We start from the raw sequence: 23,651 nt of genomic DNA on the forward strand, positions 1-23,651 counted from the left end.
GCCTGCGGCGTCCTCGGCTTGCGACCTCCTCGGCCTGCCGCGCTCTCGTCTGCCGCGCTCTCAGCCTGCCGTGTCGAAGTTGATCGCGCTGTAGGCCCGTAGCTTCCAGAGCTGGTGCTCGCTCTCGATCTTGCGGATGGTCCCCGACCGGCCGCGCATCACCAGCGACTCGGTCACCGCCGAGCCGGCGCGGAACCGTACGCCCTGCATGAGCTCCCCGTGCGTGATGCCGGTCGCGGCGAAGAACACGTCGTCCGACTTGACCAGATCGTTCGTGGTGAGCACCTGGCTGAGGTCGTGCCCGGCGTCCACGGCCTTGGAGCGCTCGGCGTCGTCGCGCGGCCAGAGCCTGCCCTGGATCACGCCGCCCAGGCACTTGAGCGCGCACGCGGCCACGATGCCCTCGGGCGTGCCGCCGATGCCCAGCATCAGGTCGATGCCGGTGCCCATGCGGGCCGCCATGATCGCGCCGGCCACGTCGCCGTCCATGATGAACTTGATCCGCGCGCCCGCCTCCCTGATCTCCTTGACCAGCCGCTCGTGCCGGGGCCGGTCGAGCACGACCACGGTCACGTCGGAGGGGGAGCAGTGCTTGGCCCTGGCGACCGCGTTGATGTTCACGGACACGGGGGCCTCGATGTCGACCACGTCGGCCGCCTCGGGGCCCGTGACCAGCTTCTCCATGTAGAACACGGCCGACGGGTCGTACATCGAGCCGCGCTCGCTCACCGCGATCACCGACACCGCGTCGGGCATGCCCATCGCCGTCAGCCTGGTGCCGTCGATGGGGTCCACGGCCACGTCGCAGTCAGGGCCGCTGCCGTCGCCCACCTGCTCGCCGTTGAACAGCATCGGGGCATGGTCCTTCTCGCCCTCGCCGATGACCACCACACCGTTCATCGAAACCGTGTTGATCAACTGGCGCATGGCGTTCACCGCCGCGCCGTCGGCGCCGTTCTTGTCGCCGCGGCCGACCCACCGGGCCGCCGCCATGGCGGCCGCCTCCGTGACGCGCACGAGCTCCAACGCCAGGTTGCGATCAGGGGCGTGCTCGCCCGTGGCGAGCGCGGGAGGTACGGATGTCTGATCGGACATGATGAGCAGCCTCCTATGGGGAATCTACGTCGATCGTAGTTGTCCCTCTTTTCCCGCCCATAGGCGGATAATCCGCCCATCCCCTGCCCGAGATGACCCCTTCCTCGCAGCAGGGGCGGGTCGGAGGCGACATCGGTAAGCTTCGACACGGTTGCCCTGCCATAACGGAGAACGGATTTTGCGCCATACGATGTGCGCGTCGAAGATCTTGCCTCCACCATGGAGCCTGGAGGAGATCGAATGAGCGAAGTGGAAAACGTGGCCGCCCAGCCGCGGACGTCGGAGCGCGGCGCCGCCACGCGTAGCTCGCTTCTCGCCGCCGCGAGGGAGGTCTTCGTCTGCAACGGGTTCGCCGAGGCGGGCGTGACCGACGTGGTGGCCAGGGCCGACGCCAGCGTGGGCAGCCTCTACCACCACTTCTCCGGCAAGGCCGATCTCTACCTGACGCTGTTCGAGGAGTTCCAGGCCAGGCAGACGCAGCGGACCAAGCAGGCCGCCCGCGCGGCCCGCGCCGACGGCGAGACCGACCCGATGCGCGTGTTCATCAGCGCCGCCCGCGCCTACCTCGACGGGTGCCTGGAGGAGCGCGAGCTGGCCGACCTGTTCCTGCGCGGCGACGGGCCGCCCGGCTTCGACGTGGTCATGCGCGACCGGCTGCGCAAGTGGGCGCAGCTCAACGCGGCGCTGTTCGAGGACGAGGGCGCGCTGGTGGTGGTCGTCACGGGCGCGCTGGCCGCGGCCGTGTCCGAGGTCGTCCGTACGGGGGATCGCGGCCTGGCCGAGGAGGTGCTCGCCATCATCGGCCAGATCCGCCCGGCCACTTCGGCGACCGCCTCCTCCAGCGGGTAACCTCGCCAACTGTGCGACGGTTCACCCAAGGTTTCTACGGCTACGCGGTAGCGCTGTTCGTCTGCCTCGCGGCGGCCGGGCTGTTCCTGCTGGTCACCCCGCAGAGTCGGGAGGAGCACATTCCGCGGCTCAACTACTCGATCACCGTCGCCAACTTCGGCCACTCGGTGCCGTACGGCGTGTGGGCGCCGCAGAAGGACCCGGCGAGCTGGATCCCCAACAGCAACAAGATCGCCAAGGGCGAGAACGGCGCCCAGGTCCTCTTCCTCGGTTACGCGACCGCCAAGCGGCAGCACGCGATGTTCGCGCAGAGCAACGAGCAGCCGGCGGCCGGGTTCGCCAGCCGCATGGCCAACACCGACAAGGCCGTCGGCACCCAGCAGGTGGGCGGGGTGCAGTGGGAGCAGCGTTTCCGCGAGGACAAGAACCAGCGCTCGCTGGTCCGGGTCCTGCCCGAGGTCACGCTCGTGATCACCGGCACCGCCGACTGGACGGAGCTCGCCGAACTGGCCTCCGTCCTGCAGCAGCGCCCCCAGGGCTGACGCGGTCGCCTGGTCCGCGGATGTCGGCCGCCCCGTCTAGGGTGGTGGTCGTGGCAGGAGACGAGAAGGCACCCTCATACGAGCAGGCCCGCGAGGAGCTGACCGAGGTGGTGCGCCGCCTGGAGACCGGTGGGCTCACCCTGGAGCAGTCCATCGAGCTGTGGGAGCGCGGCGAGAAGCTGGCGGCGGTCTGCGAGGAGTGGCTCCAGGGGGCCAGGGTCAAACTCGCCGCCGCCATGGCCCGCCGCTCCGAGCCCTCAGCGGCCAACTCCAACAACGCCCCCTTCTGACGCCTCACCCGCCCTCTCACGGGGCCGTCCAGGCCCCTGAGCCGCCCCTCCGGCGGCGCGGGAGGGCCCTCCGCGTGACGCCTGCCGACGGCCGCCCCTGTGATGGCCGGGGGCGCCGAACCCCCGCGCGTGGGGCCGTTCGGAGGGTCAGCCGGCCGCGCGGTGGAGGGCCAGGACGGGGATGCGGCGGCTGGTCCTGGCCTCGTACTCGCGGAACCCCGGCCACTTCTCCGCCACCCGCTCGTAAAGCCGGTCGCGCTCCTCGCCCTCCAGCACCACGGCCTTGACCTCGAACTTCTCGACGCCCACCTCCGCCGTCGCCTCGGGCGTGGCCCGCAGGTTGTGATACCAGGCAGGGTGCTTGTCGCCGCCGCCGTTCGAGGCGATGACGACGTAACGGTCGCCGTCCGCCAAATACAGCACCGGCGTGGTCGACGGCCTGCCGCTCTTGGCACCCGTGGTCGTGAGCAGCACCAGCGGGGTGCCCTCGAAGTTGCCGCGGACCCGCCCCTCGTTGGCGCGGAACTCGTCGATGATCTGCTGGTTGAACTCGCTGGGCATCTCAGACTCCTCGTAATCGGAGAACTCTCCGGATCGAGCATAATCGGAGAGTTCTCCGGTTGCCAGCGGTATGCTCCACCCGTGCGCGGACGTCGATTGCTGCCCGTCATCGGGCAACCTCAGCCGGAGCGGGCCGATGCCGCGCGCAACCGGCAGAAGATCATCGAGGTCGCCGCGGGGATGATCGCCGAACGCGGCGCCGACGAGCTCTCGCTCGACGAGGTGGCCAAGGTCGCGGGCGTCGGCGTCGGCACCGTCTACCGGCGCTTCGGCGACCGGGCCGGGCTCGTCTACGCGCTGATCGACGAGCAGGAGCGGCAGTTCCAGTCGGCGTTCTTCTCGGGGCCGCCGCCGCTCGGCCCGGGCGCCCCGGCCGGCGAGCGGATCACGGCCTTCCTGCACGCGCTCGTCGACCGCATCGTGGCGCAGCAGGGGCTGTTCATGCTGCTGGAGCAGGGGGGCAAGGCGCAGAGGTTCGGCGGGCCGTACCAGGTGCACCACGTCCACCTGGCCGCCCTGCTCGGCCAGGCCTGCCCGCGCGGCGACGCGCCCTACCTGGCCGACGTGCTCCTGGCGCCGGTCAACGCCTGCCTGATCGCGTTCCAGCGGGAGCAGCGCGGGATGACGATCGACGAGATCAAGACCGGCCTGGCCGACGTGGCGGCGTCCGTCCTCGCCGGGCCCGGCTAGCTACGCGGTCTCGCGCGGGGCCAGCCAGCGGTAGCCGTCGCCGGTCTCCTTGGCCAGCCAGGCGTTCGCGGTGCTCAGCCCGCGATCGTTGAGCTGGGCGTCATGGATCCCGTACGCCCGCCGGGGCCGCACCGCCCGTACGAAGTCGATCGCCTCGACGGTCTTCAGCCACGACCCCTGCAGCGGCACCAGCAGCGTCTCCACCGGCTCGTCCGGCACGTGTACCGAGTCGCCCGGGTGGTAGAGGGAGCCGTCGAGCAGGTAGCCGAGGTTCGCGCAGTCGGGCCGGTCGCCGTAGATCAGCGCGTGCCGCCCGCCGTGCGCCCGCACCCGGAAGCCCGCCGCGGAGAAGTCGTCGCCCGCGCTCACCGGCGTGTACGGCAGCGCCCCCAACTCCGCCCCGGCCGGCGCGAACACCGGAACCCCGGCCCCGAGCAGCCGCAGCACGTCCACGTGGTCGGCGTGTTCGTGGGTGACGAGCACCGCGTCGGCCCCGTCCAGCGCGGAGGGCTCGCTCCAGATCCCCGGGTCGATGACCAGCACACGCCCCTCGTATTCCACACGTATGCAGGCATGTGTGAACTTTGTTAGCTTCACACCTCCCACGCTAGGTCATCAGGCAGAGCAGATTTCCCTCGGAGTCCTTGAACGCGGCCATGCGGATCTCCCGGCCCGGCGTGCCGAACGTGCCGTCGTCGGTGAAGACCAGATGCGGCTCCTCGACCATCGCGACGCCGTGCGAACGCAGCCGGGCCACGTCCCCCTCCAGGTCGTCGGAGGCCAGGTAGAGCACCGAGGAGGGCGCGCCCCGCTCGATCAGCAGGCGGACGCCGTCGAGGTCGAAGAAGGCCAGTGCGGGCGGCCGGTAGGTGGCGATGTGCCGCAGGCCCAGCACGTCACGGTAGAAAGCGGTGGCCCTGTCGAGGTCGTCGGCGTGCTGGGCGACCTGCACGAGTCCTCTCATGCGCCGACGGTGGACCCCGGATCGATCACGTGTCCCCGGGTTCGCCCGGCTTCTCCGCGCGTACGGTCAGGCGGTCGTCGCTCAGGCGGATCGTCAGCAACGAGCCGGGGGAGACGTCCTTGGCCAGGCGTACGACCTCGCCCGACGGGTGCTGGACGATGGCGTACCCGCGCTCCAGCGTGGCCGCGGGGGACAGCGTGATCAGGCGGGCCCGCAGGTGGGTGAGGTCGTCGGAGGCCCGGTCGAGCGAGCCGGACAACGAGCGCCTGGCCCGGTCGCGCAGCGACTCGACCTGCTCGGCCCGGCGCTCCAGCTCGCGCACCGGGTCGGCCAGCGACGGCCGCGAGCGCGCCGACGTCAGCCAGGACATCTCGCGGTCGAGCCAGCCGCTCAGCACCCTGCGGCCCCGGTCGCGCAGCTGGCGCACCAGCGAGAGCTGCTCGCCGACGTCGGGCACGACCTTCTTGGCCGCGTCGGTCGGGGTGGACGCGCGCACGTCGGCCACCAGGTCGAGCAGCGGGCTGTCCTGCTCGTGGCCGATCGCGCTCACCACGGGGGTGCGGCAGGCGGCGACCGAGCGTACGAGCGTCTCGTCGGAGAACGGCAGGAGGTCCTCCAGCGAGCCGCCGCCGCGGGCGATGACGATCACGTCGACCGAGGAGTCGGCGTCGAGCTTGCGCAGCGCCTCGGTCACCTCGCCCACCGCGTAAGGCCCCTGGACGGCCACCTCCTCGACCTTGAACCGCACGGCCGGCCAGCGCCTGCGGGAGTTTTCCAGCACGTCGCGCTCGGCCGCGGAGTCCCGGCCGCAGATGAGCCCGATCGTGCCGGGCAGGAACGGCAGCCGCCGCTTCCTGTCGGCGTTGAACAGCCCCTCGGTGGCCAGCAGCTGCCTGAGCCGCTCCAGCCGGGCGAGCAGCTCGCCCACGCCGACCGGGCGGATCTCCAGCGCGGTGAAGGCGAACGAGCCCCTGTTGACCCAGAAGTCGGGCTTGACCTGCATCACGACCCTGGCGCCGTCAGCCGGCCTCGGTACGGCGGCCTCGTAGACCCCGCGCGGGGTGGTGACCTTGGCCGAAACGTTGGCGACCGGGTCGCGCAGGGTCATGAACACCGTGCCGCCACGAGCGCTCAGATCGGTGATCTGGCCCTCGACCCAGACCGTGCCGAGTCTGCCGATCCAACCGCCCACCATCTGCAGGACCGTGCGGATCGGCAGGGGAGACTCGGGTGAGGTCTTGTCGGTCATGGCTGGAAGACTACGGGGTAGGTACGACTACTCTCCGGCCTGCAGCTTGGCCAGGCGGTTCTCGAACATCTTGATCACCTCGGGCCGCGACTTCGTGGCCTTCTCGAAGGTGAGGAAGTCGCTGATCTGCTCGGCGGTCTTGCCGCGCATCCTGGCGCGCAGGGACGCGACGGTCAGCTCGGAGTAGCCGGGCAGCGGCTCGGCCAGGTCCGCGGGGGCGGCGGCCGGCTCGGACGCGGGTTCCGGGGCCACGGTCGCCTCGGGGGCCGCGGCGGGCTCCTCGACGGCGGCGGGCTTCTTGGCGGTCCTGCGGGTGCGCTTCGGCTTGACCTCGACGGCCTCCTCGGCGACGGGCTCGGCGACGGGCTCCGCGACGGGCTCCGCGACCACGGCCTCCACCTTGGCGGCCTCCACCTTGGGGGCTTCCTCGGCGACGGCCTCTTCCGCGACGGCGGCCTTCGGCTCCGCCTCCACGACGGGCGCCTCCGGCTCGGCGACGGCCTCCTCCGCGGCGGCCTTGGGGGCGGCCTCTTCCACGACGGCGGCCTTCGGCTCGACCTCGGCGGGCTTCTCCGCGGCAACGGCCTCCACGGGCTTGTCCGCGACGGCGGTCTCGGCGGGCTTCTCCGTGACCGTGGTCTCGGCGGCGGCCTTGGGAGCCGAGGTGGGCTCCTCCGTCGTCGCGGGCTTGGGCTCGGCGGCAGGAGCGGCGGTCTCGGGGTTGGCGGTGGACGCCGACTCCGACTTGCCCGCCGGAGCGAAGATGACGGGGTCGGGCTTGGTCTTGGCGACGCCGTTGGGCTCGGCCGCACTGGGCCGCGGCGCGAAGATCACCGGCTCCTTGCGGGCGGGCTTCTCCTCGTCCGCGGCCGGAGCCGCGGCCACCTGCTCGGCGGCGGAGGGGCGCGAGTCGTACGACTCCTCTTCCCGCTCCTGCTTGTTGCCAAGGCCCTTGATGGAGTTCTTCACCCGGTCGACGACCAGCAGTGCCTGCCCGGCCGCGCTGAGCGTGGTCTGGATGACGAGGAGCGGAAGGTCCTTGGCCTTCTCCTTCAGCTCGTCTTTGTTGGTGACGGTCTTTGCGATGTTGCGTATCACGTCGCTGAGGGACATGACGTCTCCCTGGGAGGTCAGTAATGGACGGCTAGTCTGGCAAACCGCGGGCAACCACGCACGCGCGGGCCTGACGGCCGCTCCACGTAGCATAGAAAGTATGGAGCCCCAGACCCCCACTTCCCGCCGAGTACTCGTAGCCAAGCCACGCGGCTACTGTGCCGGAGTCGATCGAGCCGTGGTAGCGGTCGAGAAGGCTCTGGAGCAGTATGGTGCGCCGATCTACGTACGCAAGCAGATCGTCCACAACACCCACGTCGTCAAGACGCTGGAGGCCAGGGGCGCCATCTTCGTCGAGGAGACCGAGGAGGTGCCCGAGGGCGAGATCGTGGTGTTCTCCGCTCACGGGGTGTCCCCGGCCGTCCACGACGAGGCCCAGCGGCGCAGCCTGCGCACCATCGACGCCACCTGCCCGCTGGTCACCAAGGTGCACAACGAGGCGCGGCGGTTCGCGAGCCAGGACTACGACATCCTGCTGATCGGGCACGAGGGCCACGAGGAGGTCGAGGGCACCTCCGGTGAGGCCCCCGACCACATCCAGCTCGTGGACGGGCTCGACGCGGTCGACAAAGTGCAGGTCAAGGACCCGAGCAAGCTGGTCTGGCTGTCGCAGACCACGCTGTCGGTCGACGAGACCAACGAGACGGTCACCCGGCTCAAGGAGCGCTTCCCCACGCTGATCGACCCGCCGAGCGACGACATCTGCTACGCCACCCAAAACCGGCAGGTCGCGGTCAAGGAGATCGCCGCCGAGGCGCAGCTGGTCATCGTGGTCGGCTCGGACAACTCCTCCAACTCCAAGCGCCTGGTCGAGGTGGCCAAAGACTACGGGGCCGAGGCCTCCTACCTCGTCGACAACGCCAACTTCATCCGCGACGAGTGGCTCGACGGCGTCACCACGGTCGGCGTGACCAGCGGCGCCTCCGTCCCGGAGGAGCTGGTCGACGAGGTGCTGGCGCGGCTGGCCCAGCACGGGTTCGGCGACGTGACCGAGGTCGAGTCGGTGCAGGAGCGCATGCGTTTCGCGCTGCCCCACGAGCTGCGCAAGGACCTGCGGGTCTCCTAGTCGTCCCCGCGCGGCGTCCCGTACACCTTGGGCTCGAAGTAGCCCTCCGGCTCGGGCACGAACGGCTGGCGCGGGCGCGACACCTCCGCGCCCGCCTTCAGCTCCTCCCGCAGGTCGCGTACGTTGTCGCGGAGCCCGCGCCGCCACGCGACGCCCAGCACGACGGCCGAGCCCGCGAACAGCCACGGCGCGCCCTGCGTCAGCGACGTGTAGAGGCCCAGCGCCAGCGACTGCACGATCGACACCGAGCCGAACGCGCGCCCCAGCTCGACGAAGAGCGTGGCGCAGAAGAACACCAGCGGCGGCGTCACCACCAGCGACAGCAGCTCGCGCCGGTTGACCATGAGCACGCCCAGCAGGCTCGACAGCACGAAGGCCGCGCCCACGACGTACTGGATGGCGAGCAGGGCCGCCAGCACGTAGCCCGCCAAGGTGGTGACCAGGGCGAGCGCGATGGCGCCGCGAGCGGTCAGCCTGACCGCGGAACGCCTCTTCTCACCCAATGCCCCACCCCCGATTTATTGCGACCCGTTGGCCAACTTACCGTTCGAGTGGGAAAGCAGAGGTGAGGTTTCCAGCAGTTCGGGGGATGCCAGGGGCCTGGGCAGGCCTTCGAGCATCTCAGGAGCGTCGAGATCGCCGTCCACGACGCCCAGATCGTTCAGTTTGCGAGCGGTGACCAGGACGCGGCTTTCGAGCGATCCGACTGACTTGTTGTACGCCTCCACGGCCCGCGTCAGCGCCCTGCCGAGCGACTCGACGTTCCTGCCGAGGGACGACAGCCGCTCGTACAGCTCCTTGCCCAGCTCGAACACCGCTCGCGCGTTCTCGCTCAGCGCGGCCTGCTGCCAGGCGTAGTGCGCGGTGCGCAGCATCGTGATCAGCGTCGTCGGCGTGGCGATGTGGACCCGCCGCGTCATGGCGTATTCCAGCAGCCCGGGATCGCGCTCCAGCGCCGGGGCCAGGAACGCCTCGCCGGGGATGAACAGCACCACGAACTCGGGCGACGGGTTGAAGCCCTGCCAGTAGGACTTGGCCGCCAGCCGGTCGATGTGCTCGCGCACGTGCCGGGCGTGGGCGTCGAGCCTGACCGTGGCCAGGCTCTCGTCGGACGCCTCCGCGGCCTCCAGATAGGCCGCCAGGGAGACTTTGGAGTCGACCACGATGTTCTTGCCGCCGGCGAGCCTGACGACCATGTCGGGGCGCATGGGGCCCTCGGTGACCTGCTCGTCGAAGTCGCAGTGGCGCTGCATGCCGGCGATCTCGGCGACCCTGCGCAGCTGGAGCTCGCCCCACCTGCCCCGCGCCTCGGGCCGCTGCAGGGCCCTGACCAGGGCCGTGGTCTGGGAACGCAGCTGCTCGTTGCTCTGCCGCACGAACTCCATCTGCTTGGCCAGCTCGGCGCGGGCCACGCGCTGGCCGGACTCGGTGTCGCGCAGCTGCGACTCGACCCGGGCGAGCGCGTCCTTCAGCGGCTCCACCAGGTGCTCGACGGCCTGCCTGCGCTGCTCCAGATCGCCCGTGGCCTCGGCGCGGGTGGCGGCCAGCCTGGTCTCGGCCAGCTCCAGGAAGCGGACGTTGTTGACGTCGAGGGCGCGCGTGGACAGGGCCTGGAAGCGCTCGGCGAGCTGCTCCTCGACGTAGACCAGCTTGTCGGCGGCCGACCTGGCCCGCGCGTCCGCCTCGGCCACCCGCACCGCGGCCCGCGTCCTGGCCACCAGGAATCCGATGACGAGCCCGGCGACCAGACCTACGAGAAGCGAGACGACGTCCACTTGATCGATGATTGCAGGACTTCGACGCGCCGTTCCGACCCGACACGCTCGTTACGCCGGGCACGTAAACTTGGGGTCCGTGAGTCTCTCTATCGGTATCGTCGGTCTGCCCAATGTCGGCAAGTCCACGCTCTTCAACGCGCTGACGAAGTCCGGCAACGCGCTCGCCGCGAACTACCCGTTCGCCACCATCGAGCCCAACGTGGGCATCGTGGGCGTGCCCGACGACCGGCTGCCCAAGTTGGCCGAGATCTTCAGCTCGGCCCGCATCCTGCCCGCCAAGGTCGAGTTCGTCGACGTCGCGGGCCTGGTCAAGGGCGCCTCGGAGGGGCAGGGCAGGGGCAACCAGTTCCTCGCCAACATCCGCGACACCGACGCGATCTGCCAGGTGGTGCGCGTCTTCAGCGACCCCGACGTCACGCACGTGGACGGCGACATCTCTCCCAAGCGCGACATCGAGACCATCAACACCGAGCTGATCATGGCCGACCTGCAGACGGTCGAGAAGGCCATCCCGCGCCTGCAGAAGGAGGCGCGCACCAACAAGGACAAGAAGCCCGCGCTGGAGGCCGCCGAGGCCGCGCTGAGCGTGCTGGAGACCGGCAAGACGATCTTCGAGAGCGGCCTCGACCGCGAGGAGCTGCACGACCTCCACCTGCTGACGGCCAAGCCGTTCCTGTACGTGTTCAACCTCGACTCCGACGAGCTGGGCGACTCCGCGCTCCGGGAGCAGCTGGCGACGCTGGTCGCGCCCGCCGAGGCGGTCTTCATGGACGCCAAGATCGAGTCGGAGCTGGTCGAGCTCGACGAGGAGGAGGCGCTGGAGCTCCTGCAGTCCGTCGGCCAGGAGGAGTCGGGGCTGCGGCAGCTGGCCAGGGTCGGCTTCGACACGCTCGGCCTGCAGACGTACCTCACGGCCGGGCCGAAGGAGACCAGGGCCTGGACGATCCCCAAGGGCGCCACCGCGCCCGAGGCGGCCGGCGTGATCCACACCGACTTCCAGCGCGGCTTCATCAAGGCCGAGGTCGTCTCGTTCGACGACCTGGTCGAGGTCGGCTCCGTCGCCAACGCCCGAGCGGCGGGCAAGGCCCGCGTCGAGGGCAAGGAGTACGTCATGCGAGACGGCGACGTGGTGGAGTTCCGCTTCAACGTCTGAGCACGGCACGGGCCGGGGTGTCCGCGTGGTCAATCACGGAAAGCCGCCGTTCGCTACGGTAAGTTACCTTCGGTGACGGCGGCGATGCCCCCTCAGAAGACGTCTGATCCCGGGAATCGGTAGGACGTCTGATCCCGGGATAACTGATGCGTCAACCACTTTGGGCCCCCGCGCGTCGAATCGTCACGGCGTTCACGCTGACTCGGGAGGCCCTCAATGATCCGTCGCATCATCCGGAAACGACGTCCAGCGCCCACGCTCGCGGGCATCAGCCTTGAGGAGGAGCTCGCCCTGATCAGGGTCGAGCTCATGTACGGCCTGCGCGTCAACCGCGAGGCGTACCTCCGCAGGAAGGTCGACGAGCGCAACGAGATGGCGACGCGCATACGTGAGCGGGACGCCGCCGACATGCTGGCGGATCTGCGCGGCTCCCTGGAGCGGGCGGTGCAGCCGACGGTCGTGGACCTCCACAGCAGGCGTCAGCCGCGGCCCAGCCAGGACCCGGAGCCCGCCTGACGGCCTTGACTCCGCTCCGCGATCCATACCAAATCCGCAGGTAGCGAGAGTCCATGCCCGGTTGGACAGGAATCCGTGGCCGTCGGGCTATGCCATTTTAGGTATCTGGCCTGGTCAAAAGCCGATTCCATCGGGAAGTCTCAGGAATCGGCAATGACGCCTGCCCTCTGCTCCGGTTTGCCGTCAGGACGGTCATGCCGCAGCATGGGCGTGGCTTTCCTGGAACAATGGCGGAGACCGGATAGGGTGACTACTTCACCGCGGATGATGGGGATCGGCAACGGACGACACCGCGCCAGCCGGGGGGATCGGCGCGAGCGGAGGCGTGATGGCTCGTAGGTCTACCGTCCAGCACGATCCTCGGATCGCTGGCGACCCCGGGCTTTCCGCGCGCCTTGACACGGCTGACTTCGACGCGCCGCCGCCTCGCCGGCCGCGGCGCGGCTGGCCGGGTGGCGGCGGGCGATGGCTGGTATGGACCGGTCGTGTCATTCTCTGGGCGCTTATCGTCGTTGTCGTGGTTAATGGGGTTCGTGCCCCATTTGAGCGATTTACCCAACAAACGGCAGCGACGCCCAATGGCGTCGCGCCTGCTCATCACGGTTTTCCCGCCGACCGGGGCATGGCTTTCGCCGCCCAGTTCGCCGGGGTCTATCTCAATTTCAGCCCGGACGACGCGGCGAGCAGGTCGCGTAAGCTGGCCGCTTTCCTGGCCGAGGGCATGGATCCGCAAATGGGCTGGGACGGCTACGGCAAGTTCGCGGCCGTCGCCATCCAGCCGTACGACATCGACGCGAGCGACGCTCACAACGCCCTGGTCAGCGTGGCCTTCCAGTCAGGCCCGCGCAGGTTGATGCTGTCGGTCCCGCTCTACTACTCGGGCGACGAGGCCGGCAGCAGGTTCGCCGTGGTCGGCCGGCCCGCGGTCCTGCCCGCCCCGGCCCCGGCCGACGTGCCGCAGGTGGCCGCGCCGGAGACCGACGAGGCCACCGCGAGCGAGCTCAAAGAGCAACTGAAGGGTTTCTTCACCGACTACGCCTCCGGCGACGCCGCCGGGCTGCAGCGTTACGTCGCCGCGGGCCGGACCCTGCCGAGCTTCGGCGGCACGTTCACGTTCAGGGAGCTGAAGAAGGTCGTGGTGCCTGTGGGGGGTGCCACCCGAGAGATCCAGGCGGTCGTGGTGTGGGTCGTGCCGAACAGCGAGCCGTCCGCCACCCCCGACACCACCGATGCCGCGGCTGTGGGCGGCACGCTGGAGATGGCCTACCGGCTGACCGTCGAGAAGCAGGGCGACAAGTGGTTCGTCGCCGACATCCGCGGCGCCGGCCGGGTTGTTGGATAGAGGCACGGCCACGCCGCTCATCGGTACCCCCCGGGAGGACAAGAAGTGACCTTGAAGACCGTACTGCTCCACTTGCTCGAGATGACGCCTACGCCCCCGGCCACCGGCCCGGACACCGGGGGTCTGGCCAACTTCCTGCGCGGGTTCTTCGCCCCGCTGTTCCTCGTCGTCGTCTCCGTGGTCGCGCTCTTCTTCCTCTTCACCCGCGAGATCACACGTTTCGTGCAGTTCTTGATACTGGCTGTGGCCATCGGCGTGATCTTCTACGTTCCCAACATCATTGAGGTGACGGCGAAGGCAATCGCGGGTGCACTGGGCATCAAGTAAGGGTTGAGACCGCTCCGCGGCGGTCATGTACGAGCGGGTGGAGAGGAGGACCGGCGTGGATCTGCCCACATATACGAACATCTGGCGGATCGAGAAGCGGCTCTACAAGCTGTACGACCTACGGCTGCCGATGCCGCTCCCGATCGTCTGGATCGGCGTTTTCGTCGGGGTGTTCGTTCCGTGGTCGCTCCTGCTGGTCCTGGTGGGCGTGCCCGTGGAGATGCCGTGGCACGTGCTCTACCTCGTGCCGCCCGGGATCGTGACCTGGCTGTCCACCCGTCCCGTCATCGAGGGCAAGCGGCTCACCGAGCTCCTGGAGTCCCAGCTCCGCTATCTTGGCCAGCCGAAGGCGTGGTACCGCCTCGCGCCCACGTCGGAATCCGAGACGATCACGTTCTCCGGTCGCGTCTGGCGCACCACCCCCGCGCGGGCCAAGTCGAAGGCGCCCCGCAAGGCCCGCCAGCCGCAGCGTCGGCGCGAGGGCCAGCGGATCTCCGGGCCGCGCCAGGTCCGCCCGGCCGTCGCGGCCGCTGCCGCCGCCGCTTCCCAGGCTCCCGTGGCGGAGCCGACCACCGGCCGCTGGGGCACCCGCCGCGGCACCGCGCCAGCCCTCAAGGCCCGGGTACGCGAGACGGCGCCGCCTTCGGCACCGAGGGCCGGGGTCGGTGCGTTGCGGCGCGAGGAGGCCCTTCCAGGCGGTCCTGGACGCCGTCAGGACGCTCTGCCGCCCGCCGTCCACGAGGGTTCCGAACCTTCCGCCCGGGAGCACCCGGAGTGGGGAGAGGCCGCCGCCCCTCTGGCCGACGTCGGGGCTCAGGAGCCTGCTGCCGGGACGCGGGGTCGCGAAGCCGCCGCCGGGGGCCAGGAGGTTGTGGGCCGGGCCGGGGACGTACAAGGGCTCGGTCACGGATCGCCCGAGGACGCGCGGGCCGATCGCGAGGCGGCCGGGCCGGCCAGGGAGACGGAGGGCCACAAGCCCGCTGCGGGCAAGCCCATCGACACCGAGGCGCTGCGGCGGCTGCGCAGGCTCGCGGCGAGCGCCGACGCGCCCGCCGAATCCTCGGGACGTCCTGAGGGGGAGCGGCAGGAACCCGAAAAGGAGCGGCGCGAGGACGAGGTCGCGCGGGACCAGCACAGGAAGGGGCAGCCGCCTCGGCTGGGCACCGCTCCGGTGCTGTCCGGGCCGCAGCGCGTCTGGCCGCCGCTCAACCCCGACGCCAAGCCCCTGCCCCGCCCGTCCACCACGCGCCCCGCGACGCACACCGCTGACGCCGCCCCGATCCGGCAGGGTGAGACGCCGAACACGCCTGATGTGCCGAGCTCGTCGGCAGGCGCGCCGGATTCGCCGGACCGTTCGCCGCGCCCGTCGGCCGAGGTCGCGGGGGCGCGTAGTGGCATGGACGCGGCGGGTGCGACGGGTGACGTGCCGAAGGACGACGTGCCGGAGACGGTTGGCGACGCCGTCGAGGCGCGCGACGACGCGGACGCGCCGCAGTCGGTCGGTGAGGCCGCGGATGCGCCGGATGGCGTGGACGCGCCGGGTACGGTGCACGGCGGGCCGAGAGGCCGCACGCTGCAGCTGGTCGGTGAGGACGCCGGGGACGCCGAAGGACGTGACGGCGTGGATGCGCCCGGGGACGTGGAAGCGCCGGTGGCGACGCACGACGAGCCGGTGCATGACGAGCCGGTGCATGACGAGCCGGAGCGCGGTGTCTCGCAGCGAGCCGCCGACGCGCCCGGCAACGCAGAGGTGCTCGGCACCGAAGATGCGCCCGGCGGCGCCGACGCGCAGGAGCCCGGTGCGGTCGGTGATCGGCCCGAGCGGGTCACGGCACGGCGACCCGCCGCGAAGGGCGATGCGCCGGTCACGCCCCTGCCCGGCACGCGTGGCGATCGGGTTGCGCCCTTGTCCGGCACGCGCGGCGGCCAGGGTGCGGCTGTGCCCGACGCACGTGGCCCGGCGGCCGGTGACCGGCGCGTTGCGGCGGCGAGCGCCGATGGGCCTCAGAGCACGGCGGCGGGCGCCGATGGGTCTCAGAGCACGGCGGCGGGCGCTGGTGAGGGCCGGGGTGCGGTTCATGAGCGGGGTGGTGACTTCGTCGCCCCCGTGCCCGTCCCCCGTCCGGGTGAAGGCCGGGTGCGGCGGGTCGAGTCGGTGGTGGGGCGCGACTCCGGGGGGTGGCGGAGGATCGCGCAGGTGGTCGTCGGCGGCGGCGGGGTCCGGACGGACGGGTCCGAGATCGACGAGGCCAGGGCCAGGGGCGTGTTCGGCGGCAGCCGCAGGATCGTGGTCCTGGGCTGCACCGGCGGCGCCGGTCAGAGCACGACGGCGCTCATGCTGGGCCACACCTTCGCCAGATACCGCGACGACAGGGTCGTGGCCGTCGACGCCAACACCGGCGGCGGCACCCTGACGAGCAAGATCCAGCCGGAGACGCCCGAAACTCTCACCTCGCTGCTGTCCGGGCTCGACCGCGTCAGCGGGTATCTCACCATGCGTGGGTACACCACGAGGACCGCCTCCGGGCTGGAGGTGATCAGCGCGGACACCGACGCGGGCGCCGAGCAGCGCCTGGCGGACCGGTCGTTCTTCTCCGACCACCGGTTGGGCGAGTCCATGCGCCTGCTGGACCGCCACTACAAGCTCGCCGTCATCGACCCGGCCGCCGCGCTGGCGGCCAGGCTGCTGCCGTACGCGGACCAGCTCGTCCTGGTGGTCCCCGCGAGTGAGGAGGCGTCCGAGGCGGTGGCGATGACGTACGAGTGGCTCGACGGGCACGGCTGCGCGGAGCTGCGCAGGCGTGCGGTCATGGTGGTCAACGGCGTGAGCAGGCGTTCGATGGCCGACGTCGAGCAGGCGGAGTCGGTGGCCAGGGGCAGGTGCCGGGCCATCGTCAGGGTCCCCTGGGAGGACGGTCTGGCGCCCGAGGGCGTGGAGGTCGTCGACCCGGGGCAGTTGCGCACGGCCGGCAAGCGGGCCTACCTCGCCCTGGCCGGCGTCGTGATCGCGGGCTTCGCGGCACAGGCACAGACCGTCCGACCGAGCGAGGAGGAGTGGGCGAGTGACCCCCCGGGCACGAGAATCGGTGAGCGATAAGTGAACAAGCGAGCAGGTCTGGCCCGTTCATGCGCCGAGGGGGCGGCATGAGCAGGGCGGCACGAGCGCACCAGCGCCTTGGGGTCCGTTATTTCGACGACCGCATCCTGCTCACGGACACCTGCGCATGGGCGTACTTCCGCCTTCCGACGGTCAGCTACGAGTTCGTCACACCCGACGAACGCGAGGCGCTGGCCACCAACATCACGATCGCGCTGGCCGCGATCAGGATGCCCGACGCCGAGGTCCACCTGAGGGTCGCGCACCGCACGTACCCCGCCGCGGAGTGGGCGATGGCGCTCAACGCCACGTCCGACGAGGGGGCTGGCTGGCGCGACTACCTGGAGGAGATGTACCGGCACGTCTGGGCGAAGGACTTCTGGTCCAAGGAGGTCTACCTCGGCGTGCGGCTCGGCCCGCGCGGCAAGCAGCTCGGCGCCGGCGTGCTGTCCCAGCTCTTCGGCTTCTACCAGAAGACCGAGAAGGCGCTCGGCATGGAGGACGACCACGTCCCCGACAGCGAGATCGGGCGCTGGACCGAGCAGGCCGAACGCCTCGGCAGAGCGCTCGCGTCGAGCGCCCTCTACGCCAGGCACGCCACCTCCGTCGAGGTGGCGTGGTTGTTCCAGCACGCGGCCTCGGGCGCGCTCGGCGACCCGCCGCCATCGGCCAGCCCGAAGCGGCGCTGGGGCAAGGGCGAGATCGAGTCGCTGGTGGAGGGGGAGATCCACAACGGCAGGTCGCTGCTGCGCATCGTGCAGCCGCAGGGCGACTCGTACGTGGCCTACCTGTCGTTCGCGAGGTTCCCCGACCTGATGCCGTTCCCGGACGGCGAGCCGTGGATGCACTTCGCGGACCAGCTCGCCTTCCCCGTGGAGATCTCGTCGCGGATGCGGCTGATCCCGCCGGTCAAGGCGTCCAAGGACGTCGCGCGCAAGCTCGCGCACGCCCGCGACATGGATCACCACATCCGCGAGGCCGGTGCGGAGGCGCCGCTGGCGCTGGCCGAGCAGATCGACGCGGCCCGCATGCTGGAGCACGGCATCACGAAGGAGCGCCTGCCCTTCGTGTACGGCTGGCACCGCCTGATCGTGTCGGCCCCCACCGAGGACATGTGCGTGCAGCGCGTGGAGGCGGTCGTCGAGCACTACCGCGACATGGGCATCGACGTGGTCAACTCGACGGGCGACCAGTTCTCGCTGTTCTGCGAGACGCTGCCGGGCGAGAAGGTGCGCGTCAACGCCTACGCGCAGCGCCAGCCGCTGCGCACCATCGCGGGCGGCATGGCCACCGCCACCGTCGATCTCGGCGACCGGCTGGATGACGGCACCGAGGGCTGGCGTGGCCCGTACATCGGCGAGACCGTCGGCAGGGCCCGCAGCATCGTGCACTTCGACCCGCTGGTGGCGGCCACCCGCAACCGGCCGACCGCCATCGCGATCACCGGTGAGCCCGGCGGCGGCAAGACCACGCTCGCGCTGCTGATGATCTACCAGATGGCGCTCAGGGGCGTGACGGTCGCGGTGATCGACCCGAAGGGCGACGCGGAGTCGCTCGTGCGCCTGCTGGAGAAGCGGGGCCGCAAGGCCCGCATCATCCCGCTGGGGTCGGCGGCGCCGGGGCTGCTCGACCCGTTCTCGTTCGGCGACGACATCGCGGCGAAGAAGACCATGGCCACCGAGACGCTGCGGCTGCTGCTGCCCCGCATGTCGGAGGAGCGCGAGTCGGCGATGATCCAGGCGGTGGCCGCGGTCTCCAACGCGCCCGACCCGTCGCTGGGCAAGGTCGTCGAGTTCCTGGAGCAGGCCGACGACCCCGCGTCGAAGAACCTGGGCGCGGTGCTGCGCTCCATGTCGGAGATGCACCTGGCCAGGCTCTGCTTCGACGCCTCGGGCGGCGACCAGATCGACAGCGAGGGGTGGACGACCGTGTTCACGCTGGGCGGGTTGACGCTGCCCGACGTGGCCACGACCAGGGACGACTACTCCTACGAGCAGCGCCTGTCGGTGGCGCTGCTCTACCTGGTCTCCCAGTTCGCGCGCAGGCTGATGAACGGCCTCGACCGGCGCGCCCCCAAGGCGATCTTCCTGGACGAGGCGTGGGCGATCACCTCCACGCCGGAGGGCGCCAAGCTGGTGCCCGAGGTCAGCCGGATGGGCCGCTCCCGCAACACCGCTCTCGTGCTGGTCTCGCAGAACGCGGGCGACCTGCTCAACGAGCAGGTGACCAACTGCCTGTCGTCCGTCTTCGCGTTCAGGTCCACCGAACGGGTGGAGGTGGACCACGTCATGTCCCTGCTCGGGGTGGAGCAGTCGGAGGAGCACAAGGCCGTGCTGCGCTCGCTCGGCAACGGCGAATGCATTTTCCGTGATCTGGATGGCAGGGCGGGGCGGATCGGAGTAGACCTGATCTCCGAGGAACTTCTCCGTTGGCTCGACACGAACCCGACGCACGACAAACCCGACGGCAGCGGGCATGATGATCTTCAGGGGGGCGTGGGCAGGGCGCAGGAGGTACGGTCATGAAGATCCGGCTGTCTCGACGGCTCGCACTGGCGCTCGCGCTCGTCACGAGCATTCTCGTGGTTCCGATCGTGGTGGGCGGGCTGTCGGCCCCGGCCGCGGCGGCACCCTGTGATCTGTCGGGCCCGCTCAACCCGGAGATGGTCGGCGGTGGCACCGACGGCCTGATCCAGGCGCCGGCTCCCCAGGGCGGGCCGCAGACGCCGATCACCAACTACGGCCAGTTCGGCATGAGCGGCCAGTTCTGGCACACCCATGACCTGGGCTGCTCCGAGTACGTGGCCGTGCTCGGCAACATGTGGGCCAACGGCATCTTCACCGCGGCCAAGGCCATCGACCGGCTGACGATCACCACGTACCAGGCGGCGGCGACGGAAGGGCCGCTCCAGGCGATCAAGGACGTCGTCGACGACATCGTCACGAACCTCTCCAAGGCCATGTACTGGCCCTTCCTGCAGCCGGTCGTCATCCTCGGCGCCATCTGGCTGGCCTGGTACGGGCTGATCCGCAAGCGCGCCACCACGACCGCCGAGGGCGTGATCTGGATGGTGCTGGCCGTCACCGTGGCGGTCTGGTTCCTCAGCCGTCCCGGCGACTTCACGGGCCTGGGCAAGGTCGTCACCGACAAGACCGGCGAGGTCGTCAACTCGGCCTTCTCCGGCCTGCCCGGCGCGGGCGGGGCGTCCTGCCTGCCGCCGCCCGGCGGGGCCGAGGCGAGGGTCCAGGCCGGTGGTTACGCCCAGAGCGGCACGCCGGGCGTCGACCAGAACGCCGACGCGCTGTGGTCCACGCTGGTCTGCAAGCCGTGGTTGGTGGGCCTGTTCGGCACCGCCGACCCGCAGCAGCCGATCGTGCGCGACTGGGGCCGCAAGGTGCTGGAGATGCAGTCGGTCCCGCGGGCCGTGGCCGGCCAGCCGGCGCCCGACGTGGGCGCCCGCCAGTCGGAGTACGCCTCGCTGGCCGACAAGCTCAAGAACGACCCCGTCTACACCGTCTTCTCCGGCCGTGACTGGTCCAACCGGCTCGGCGTGGCCGTCGGCGCGTTCATCGCGGCCATCGTGGCCGGGCTGCTCATCTTCCTGGTGGCGGTCTCGCTGCTGGTGCTGAAGGTGGGCTTCCTGCTGCTGCTGATCCTCGGGCCCGTGTTCCTGCTGATCGGCGTCCATCCGGGCAGCGGCCGGATCGTGGCCATGCGCTGGGTGGAGATGCTCATCGGCACGTTGCTCAGGCAGGCCGTGCTCACGCTGGTGCTCAGCGTCCTCGTGTACGGCTACGCGCTGATCATCTCCACGGCCATGCCATGGGGGCTGCAGGTGCTGTTCATGGCCCTGCTGACGATCGCGGTGTTCTTCTACCGCAGGCCGTTCCAGCACCTGTTCGCCTCGATGAACGGCCACACGGTCGCCACCCGCATGCTGGGCGAGGCGGCGAGCTCGTCGGTCCTCGAACGGTCCGCGGGCGCGCTGCCGCCGGTCGCCTCGGCCCGGATCGGCCGCTGGGGGCTGCGTAAGGCCGAGCCGCTCATCAGGGCGGCCGGCGCGGCCAACGCGGCGGGCGCCGCGGCCACGGCGGCGGCGAGCACGGGGCAGGCCCGGGTACGCGCCGAGGAGGGCGAGGGCGTTCCCGCGGGCACCAGGGTCCCGGCCACGGCGGCGCCGCTGGACACCGACTCGCAGGGCGGCAAGGCGGCCGCCAGGGCGCCGATGGAGCCGCGCAGGGGTACGGCGCCACCGCTCAACCTGGGCGCGCCCACCCGCACCCGCGGCCCCGCGGCAGGCGGTCCCCGGACGGCCGGCGCGTCCGGCGCCGGTGGCACGGCCTCCGGCGGGTCCGGCGCCTCCTCCGGCGGCGGCTCGGCGGGCGGCTGGTTCGGCGGCCGGTCCGGCGGCGGCTGGGCGTCCCGTGGCGGTTCGTCGGGTTCCCGCGGCTCGCGGTTCGGCGGCTCGGGCGGGTCCCGGTCGGGCGGCACCCGTTCGCGCGGTGGCGGCGGTGGGCTGTTCGGCGGCGGCGCGGGCGGGAGTTCGGGCGGCGGGTCGCGTGGCGGCTCGGGCGGCGGCTCGGGTGGGAGCATGTTCGGCGGCGGTTCGAGGGCCAACGGCGGCGTCCGGTCGAGCGGCGGCTCGGGAGGTCCCCGGATCTTCGGCTCGGACGAGCCCTCGCCCCGCACCTCCGAGGCCCCGCCCCTCTGGCTGCGCAGCAGCCGCAACGGCGGCGGCTCCGGAGGCGACAGCCCGGATGTGCCGTTCTGGCTCAAGCCGAGCAGCCCGGACAAGGACTGAGCGAACATGGTGCAGCGAGGTGACAGGCGAGGGGTGGCCTTCGCCGCCGTCGCCGTGGTCATCGCCGCGGTCGGCATCTACCTGACCGTGTGGCCCGACCCGGAGGACCGGGCCGAGCCCAGGCAGGAGCCGACCGGTGTCGTCAGCGCGCCGGCGCCGACGAACACGCCGCTGGCGACCGCGAGCGCCGCGCCGTTCGACGTCTACTCGTACCTGCCGATGAGGAAGGAGCAGCTCGCCGCGACGGCGGACCTGGCCGAGCGGTTCACCGCCGCGTACGGCACCTTCAGGTACGACGAGGACCCGGCGGCGTACGCGACCCGCGTGAAGGCGTACACGACGGCCGAGCTCGGCAACGAGCTGACCAGGACCATGACCTCGGCGGGCACCATCGAGCAGAACCGCAACGACCAGACCGTCTCCACGGCCACGGCCAGGCTGAAGGAGATCAGGCAGATCGAGAAGAACTCCATCATCTTCGTGGTCGCCTCGGCCAGGCAGGTCACCGCCAAGAGCGGTAACCAGACGACTCAGGAGGAGTACGCGGTCACGGTGACCCAGTCGGGAGCCGACTGGCGGATCTTCGACATCCGGCCCGCCGCGGAAGGCCAGGAGGGGGACATCTCGGGGTGAAGCTCTCACGCACCCGGCTCGCCCTGCTGATCGGCGCCGCCGGCGTGCTGCTCCTGGTGGCGGTCATCGTGTCGCCGATGCTGCTGATCTCGATGCCGTCGTTCCTCGGCGACGGTGGCATCTCGCCCGACTGCAACGACAACTCGCAGGTGGAGGAGGTGTCCGACTCGGCGACGTCGGACATCCCGGCCGAATACCTGGAGCTCTACAAGGAGTACGGCAAGAAGATCGGCGTCCAGTGGAACATCCTGGCCGCCGTGGGCAAGCGCGAGACCGACCACGGCCGCTCCAACCTGCCCGGGGTCAAGAGCGGCACGAACTCCGCGGGCGCGGCCGGGCCGATGCAGTTCCTGATCTCCACGTGGGGCGGCAAGGCCAGGGTCGCGATGTCGTCGAAGTTCAACGGGTACGCCTCCGACGGCGACGGCGACGGTGTGGGCGACGTCTACAACCCGGCCGACGCGATCCTGGGCGCCGCGCGGATGCTCAAGCGCAACGGCGCCCCCGAGAACGTGCGGCAGGCGCTGTTCGTCTACAACCGGGCCTGGTGGTACGTCGACCAGGTCGAGGCGATCGCCAGGAAGTACGCCAAGTCGGGCGACGTCAAGGTGCCGCCGCAGGCTTCGGAGGAATGCGATGACTCGCTGGTGGAGGCCGCGCCGAGCGACATCGTGGCCAAGATTTTGGAATACGCGCTGGCGCAGCGCGGCAAGCCGTATCTGTGGGGCGGGACGGGGCCCGACGCGTTCGACTGCTCAGGTGTCATCTTCTCCGCATACCGGGAGGCGGGGTTGACGATCCCGCGTACGACGTTCGGGCAGTGGCCGTTCGGCGTGAAGGTTTTAGACGGCCAGGAACAACCGGGTGACCTGGTGTTCTTCAACGCCGGCCCGGGCACGTCCGCCGACAACCCCGGGCATGTCGGGCTGGTCGTGTCGAAGGGCAAGATGCTGGAGGCCCGCTGCCGGCTGTGCGGGCCGATCAAGGTCACCAGCTATCAGGCGCGGGACAACCGCCTCGGCTTCACCCGCCCCCTGCAGAACCCCGACGTGCTGGAGCAGCTGAAGAAGCTGCAGAATCCTTCCCTGTGAATGATTTCGACACGGTCGTGGTGGCCGCGGTGATCGTCGCCCCGGGCGCCCGGGTGCTGGCCGCCCAGCGCGCGGAGCCTCCGGCGCTCGCAGGTGGCTGGGAGTTCCCTGGCGGGAAGGTGGATCCCGGCGAGAGCGAGACGGCGGCGCTCGTCCGCGAGTGCCGCGAGGAGCTCGGCGTGGAGGTCACGGTGGGTGAGCGGGTGGGCGGGGACTGGGCGCTTTCCGAGGGGTACGTGCTGCGCGTGTGGCTGTGCTCGGTGGCCTCGGGGGTCCCGGAGGCCCGAGAGCACCTGGAGCTGCGGTGGCTGGGGCCCGGTGAGTATTACTCGGTTGAGTGGCTCGGGGGTGATCTGCCCGTTATGAAGACTGTGGAAAATCTGCTCCTTTCGCGGGATTAGGCACTCCCTCTCTGTGACAGAATGATTACTGCGAGTGACATCTGTCGTATTGGGGGAGTTGGGCGTGATGCGGCGTGGCTGGATCATTGCGGG

General features: G+C 70.7%; 23 protein-coding genes. 15 read left to right on the plus strand and 8 right to left on the minus strand.

Annotation, left to right across the window (positions count from 1 at the left end; genetic code table 11):
- Window positions 1–60: 60 nt before the first annotated feature.
- Entirely contained in the window at window positions 61–1,095 is a 1,035-nt protein-coding gene (gene glpX, locus ACIBQ1_RS11175) for a class II fructose-bisphosphatase (RefSeq protein WP_355369538.1), read from the minus strand.
- A 240-nt stretch (window positions 1,096–1,335) separates the two neighbouring features.
- On the opposite strand from glpX, the gene ACIBQ1_RS11180 reads away from it, so the two are divergent.
- From ACIBQ1_RS11180 to ACIBQ1_RS11190, 3 genes are read left to right on the plus strand one after another with little or no spacing between them, the layout of a single operon-like run.
- Window positions 1,336–1,944, plus strand: coding sequence for a TetR/AcrR family transcriptional regulator (locus ACIBQ1_RS11180; RefSeq protein ID WP_355369540.1), 609 nt, complete (start codon window positions 1,336–1,338; stop codon window positions 1,942–1,944).
- An 11-nt stretch (window positions 1,945–1,955) separates the two neighbouring features.
- Entirely contained in the window at window positions 1,956–2,486 is a 531-nt protein-coding gene (locus ACIBQ1_RS11185; protein WP_397276466.1) for a DUF4245 domain-containing protein, read from the plus strand.
- A gap of 20 nt (window positions 2,487–2,506) precedes the next feature.
- The gene (locus ACIBQ1_RS11190) at window positions 2,507–2,776 is read left to right on the plus strand and encodes an exodeoxyribonuclease VII small subunit (RefSeq protein WP_397276468.1); all 270 of its coding nucleotides are present in this window, start codon (window positions 2,507–2,509) and stop codon (window positions 2,774–2,776) included.
- Between the two features lie 147 nt (window positions 2,777–2,923).
- Here ACIBQ1_RS11190 and ACIBQ1_RS11195 read toward each other — a convergent pair whose 3' ends face one another.
- The gene (locus ACIBQ1_RS11195) at window positions 2,924–3,337 is read right to left on the minus strand and encodes a nitroreductase family deazaflavin-dependent oxidoreductase (RefSeq protein ID WP_397276469.1); all 414 of its coding nucleotides are present in this window, start codon (window positions 3,335–3,337) and stop codon (window positions 2,924–2,926) included.
- Window positions 3,338–3,418: 81 nt separating this feature from the next.
- On the opposite strand from ACIBQ1_RS11195, the gene ACIBQ1_RS11200 reads away from it, so the two are divergent.
- Complete coding sequence (locus ACIBQ1_RS11200) at window positions 3,419–4,027, plus strand: TetR/AcrR family transcriptional regulator (protein WP_397276471.1); 609 nt, start codon at window positions 3,419–3,421, stop codon at window positions 4,025–4,027.
- On the opposite strand, the gene ACIBQ1_RS11205 is transcribed toward ACIBQ1_RS11200, so the two are convergent.
- Genes ACIBQ1_RS11205 through ACIBQ1_RS11220 form a run of 4 tightly spaced genes read right to left on the minus strand, consistent with a single transcriptional unit; the run spans window position 4,028 to window position 7,353 of the window.
- A complete protein-coding gene (locus ACIBQ1_RS11205) occupies window positions 4,028–4,633 on the minus strand; it encodes an MBL fold metallo-hydrolase (protein WP_397276473.1) in 606 nt (201 codons plus the stop codon).
- A gap of 1 nt (window position 4,634) precedes the next feature.
- The gene (locus tag ACIBQ1_RS11210) at window positions 4,635–4,991 is read right to left on the minus strand and encodes a VOC family protein (RefSeq protein WP_397276475.1); all 357 of its coding nucleotides are present in this window, start codon (window positions 4,989–4,991) and stop codon (window positions 4,635–4,637) included.
- Window positions 4,992–5,016: 25 nt separating this feature from the next.
- Entirely contained in the window at window positions 5,017–6,240 is a 1,224-nt protein-coding gene (xseA, locus tag ACIBQ1_RS11215; protein ID WP_397276477.1) for an exodeoxyribonuclease VII large subunit, read from the minus strand.
- 27 nt (window positions 6,241–6,267) lie between these two features.
- Window positions 6,268–7,353, minus strand: a complete 1,086-nt coding sequence (locus ACIBQ1_RS11220) for a hypothetical protein (protein ID WP_397276478.1) — start codon at window positions 7,351–7,353, stop codon at window positions 6,268–6,270.
- Window positions 7,354–7,453: 100 nt separating this feature from the next.
- Between ACIBQ1_RS11220 and ACIBQ1_RS11225 the strand changes: the two genes are divergently transcribed.
- A complete protein-coding gene (locus ACIBQ1_RS11225; RefSeq protein ID WP_397276480.1) occupies window positions 7,454–8,419 on the plus strand; it encodes a 4-hydroxy-3-methylbut-2-enyl diphosphate reductase in 966 nt (321 codons plus the stop codon).
- On the opposite strand, the gene ACIBQ1_RS11230 is transcribed toward ACIBQ1_RS11225, so the two are convergent.
- Together ACIBQ1_RS11230 and ACIBQ1_RS11235 are read right to left on the minus strand one after the other, a co-directional pair.
- The gene (locus ACIBQ1_RS11230) at window positions 8,416–8,922 is read right to left on the minus strand and encodes a DUF6542 domain-containing protein (protein WP_397276482.1); all 507 of its coding nucleotides are present in this window, start codon (window positions 8,920–8,922) and stop codon (window positions 8,416–8,418) included. The two genes, ACIBQ1_RS11225 and ACIBQ1_RS11230, sit on opposite strands and share 4 nt — an antisense overlap.
- A gap of 15 nt (window positions 8,923–8,937) precedes the next feature.
- Entirely contained in the window at window positions 8,938–10,194 is a 1,257-nt protein-coding gene (locus tag ACIBQ1_RS11235) for a DNA recombination protein RmuC (RefSeq protein WP_397276484.1), read from the minus strand.
- A 79-nt stretch (window positions 10,195–10,273) separates the two neighbouring features.
- Between ACIBQ1_RS11235 and ychF the strand changes: the two genes are divergently transcribed.
- The 10 genes from ychF (at window position 10,274) to ACIBQ1_RS11285 (ending at window position 23,558) form a co-directional block, all read left to right on the plus strand.
- A complete protein-coding gene (ychF, locus tag ACIBQ1_RS11240; RefSeq protein ID WP_397276486.1) occupies window positions 10,274–11,350 on the plus strand; it encodes a redox-regulated ATPase YchF in 1,077 nt (358 codons plus the stop codon).
- A gap of 216 nt (window positions 11,351–11,566) precedes the next feature.
- A complete protein-coding gene (locus ACIBQ1_RS11245) occupies window positions 11,567–11,866 on the plus strand; it encodes a hypothetical protein (protein ID WP_397276488.1) in 300 nt (99 codons plus the stop codon).
- A gap of 622 nt (window positions 11,867–12,488) precedes the next feature.
- Window positions 12,489–13,208, plus strand: a complete 720-nt coding sequence (locus tag ACIBQ1_RS11250) for a conjugal transfer protein (RefSeq protein WP_397276489.1) — start codon at window positions 12,489–12,491, stop codon at window positions 13,206–13,208.
- Between the two features lie 81 nt (window positions 13,209–13,289).
- Window positions 13,290–13,535 (plus strand): hypothetical protein, encoded by a 246-nt coding sequence (locus ACIBQ1_RS11255; protein WP_397276760.1) that lies wholly within the window; start codon window positions 13,290–13,292, stop codon window positions 13,533–13,535.
- A gap of 55 nt (window positions 13,536–13,590) precedes the next feature.
- Complete coding sequence (locus tag ACIBQ1_RS11260) at window positions 13,591–16,632, plus strand: TcpE family conjugal transfer membrane protein (protein WP_397276490.1); 3,042 nt, start codon at window positions 13,591–13,593, stop codon at window positions 16,630–16,632.
- A gap of 47 nt (window positions 16,633–16,679) precedes the next feature.
- Window positions 16,680–19,157 carry an ATP-binding protein gene (locus ACIBQ1_RS11265; protein WP_397276492.1) on the plus strand — a complete coding sequence of 826 codons (2,478 nt, stop codon included), beginning with the start codon at window positions 16,680–16,682 and terminating at the stop codon, window positions 19,155–19,157.
- Window positions 19,154–21,433, plus strand: a complete 2,280-nt coding sequence (locus tag ACIBQ1_RS11270) for a type IV secretion system protein (RefSeq protein WP_397276494.1) — start codon at window positions 19,154–19,156, stop codon at window positions 21,431–21,433. Before ACIBQ1_RS11265 ends, ACIBQ1_RS11270 begins: the two co-directional genes overlap by 4 nt.
- Window positions 21,434–21,439: 6 nt before the next feature.
- A complete protein-coding gene (locus tag ACIBQ1_RS11275; protein ID WP_397276495.1) occupies window positions 21,440–22,066 on the plus strand; it encodes a hypothetical protein in 627 nt (208 codons plus the stop codon).
- Window positions 22,063–23,157 (plus strand): NlpC/P60 family protein, encoded by a 1,095-nt coding sequence (locus tag ACIBQ1_RS11280; RefSeq protein ID WP_397276497.1) that lies wholly within the window; start codon window positions 22,063–22,065, stop codon window positions 23,155–23,157. Before ACIBQ1_RS11275 ends, ACIBQ1_RS11280 begins: the two co-directional genes overlap by 4 nt.
- Window positions 23,154–23,558: a (deoxy)nucleoside triphosphate pyrophosphohydrolase gene (locus ACIBQ1_RS11285; RefSeq protein WP_397276498.1), complete on the plus strand. Its 405-nt coding sequence runs from the start codon at window positions 23,154–23,156 to the stop codon at window positions 23,556–23,558. Before ACIBQ1_RS11280 ends, ACIBQ1_RS11285 begins: the two co-directional genes overlap by 4 nt.
- Window positions 23,559–23,651 lie beyond the last annotated feature (93 nt).

The organism is Nonomuraea sp. NPDC050153, from assembly GCF_044460125.1.
Lineage (GTDB): Bacteria > Actinomycetota > Actinomycetes > Streptosporangiales > Streptosporangiaceae > Nonomuraea.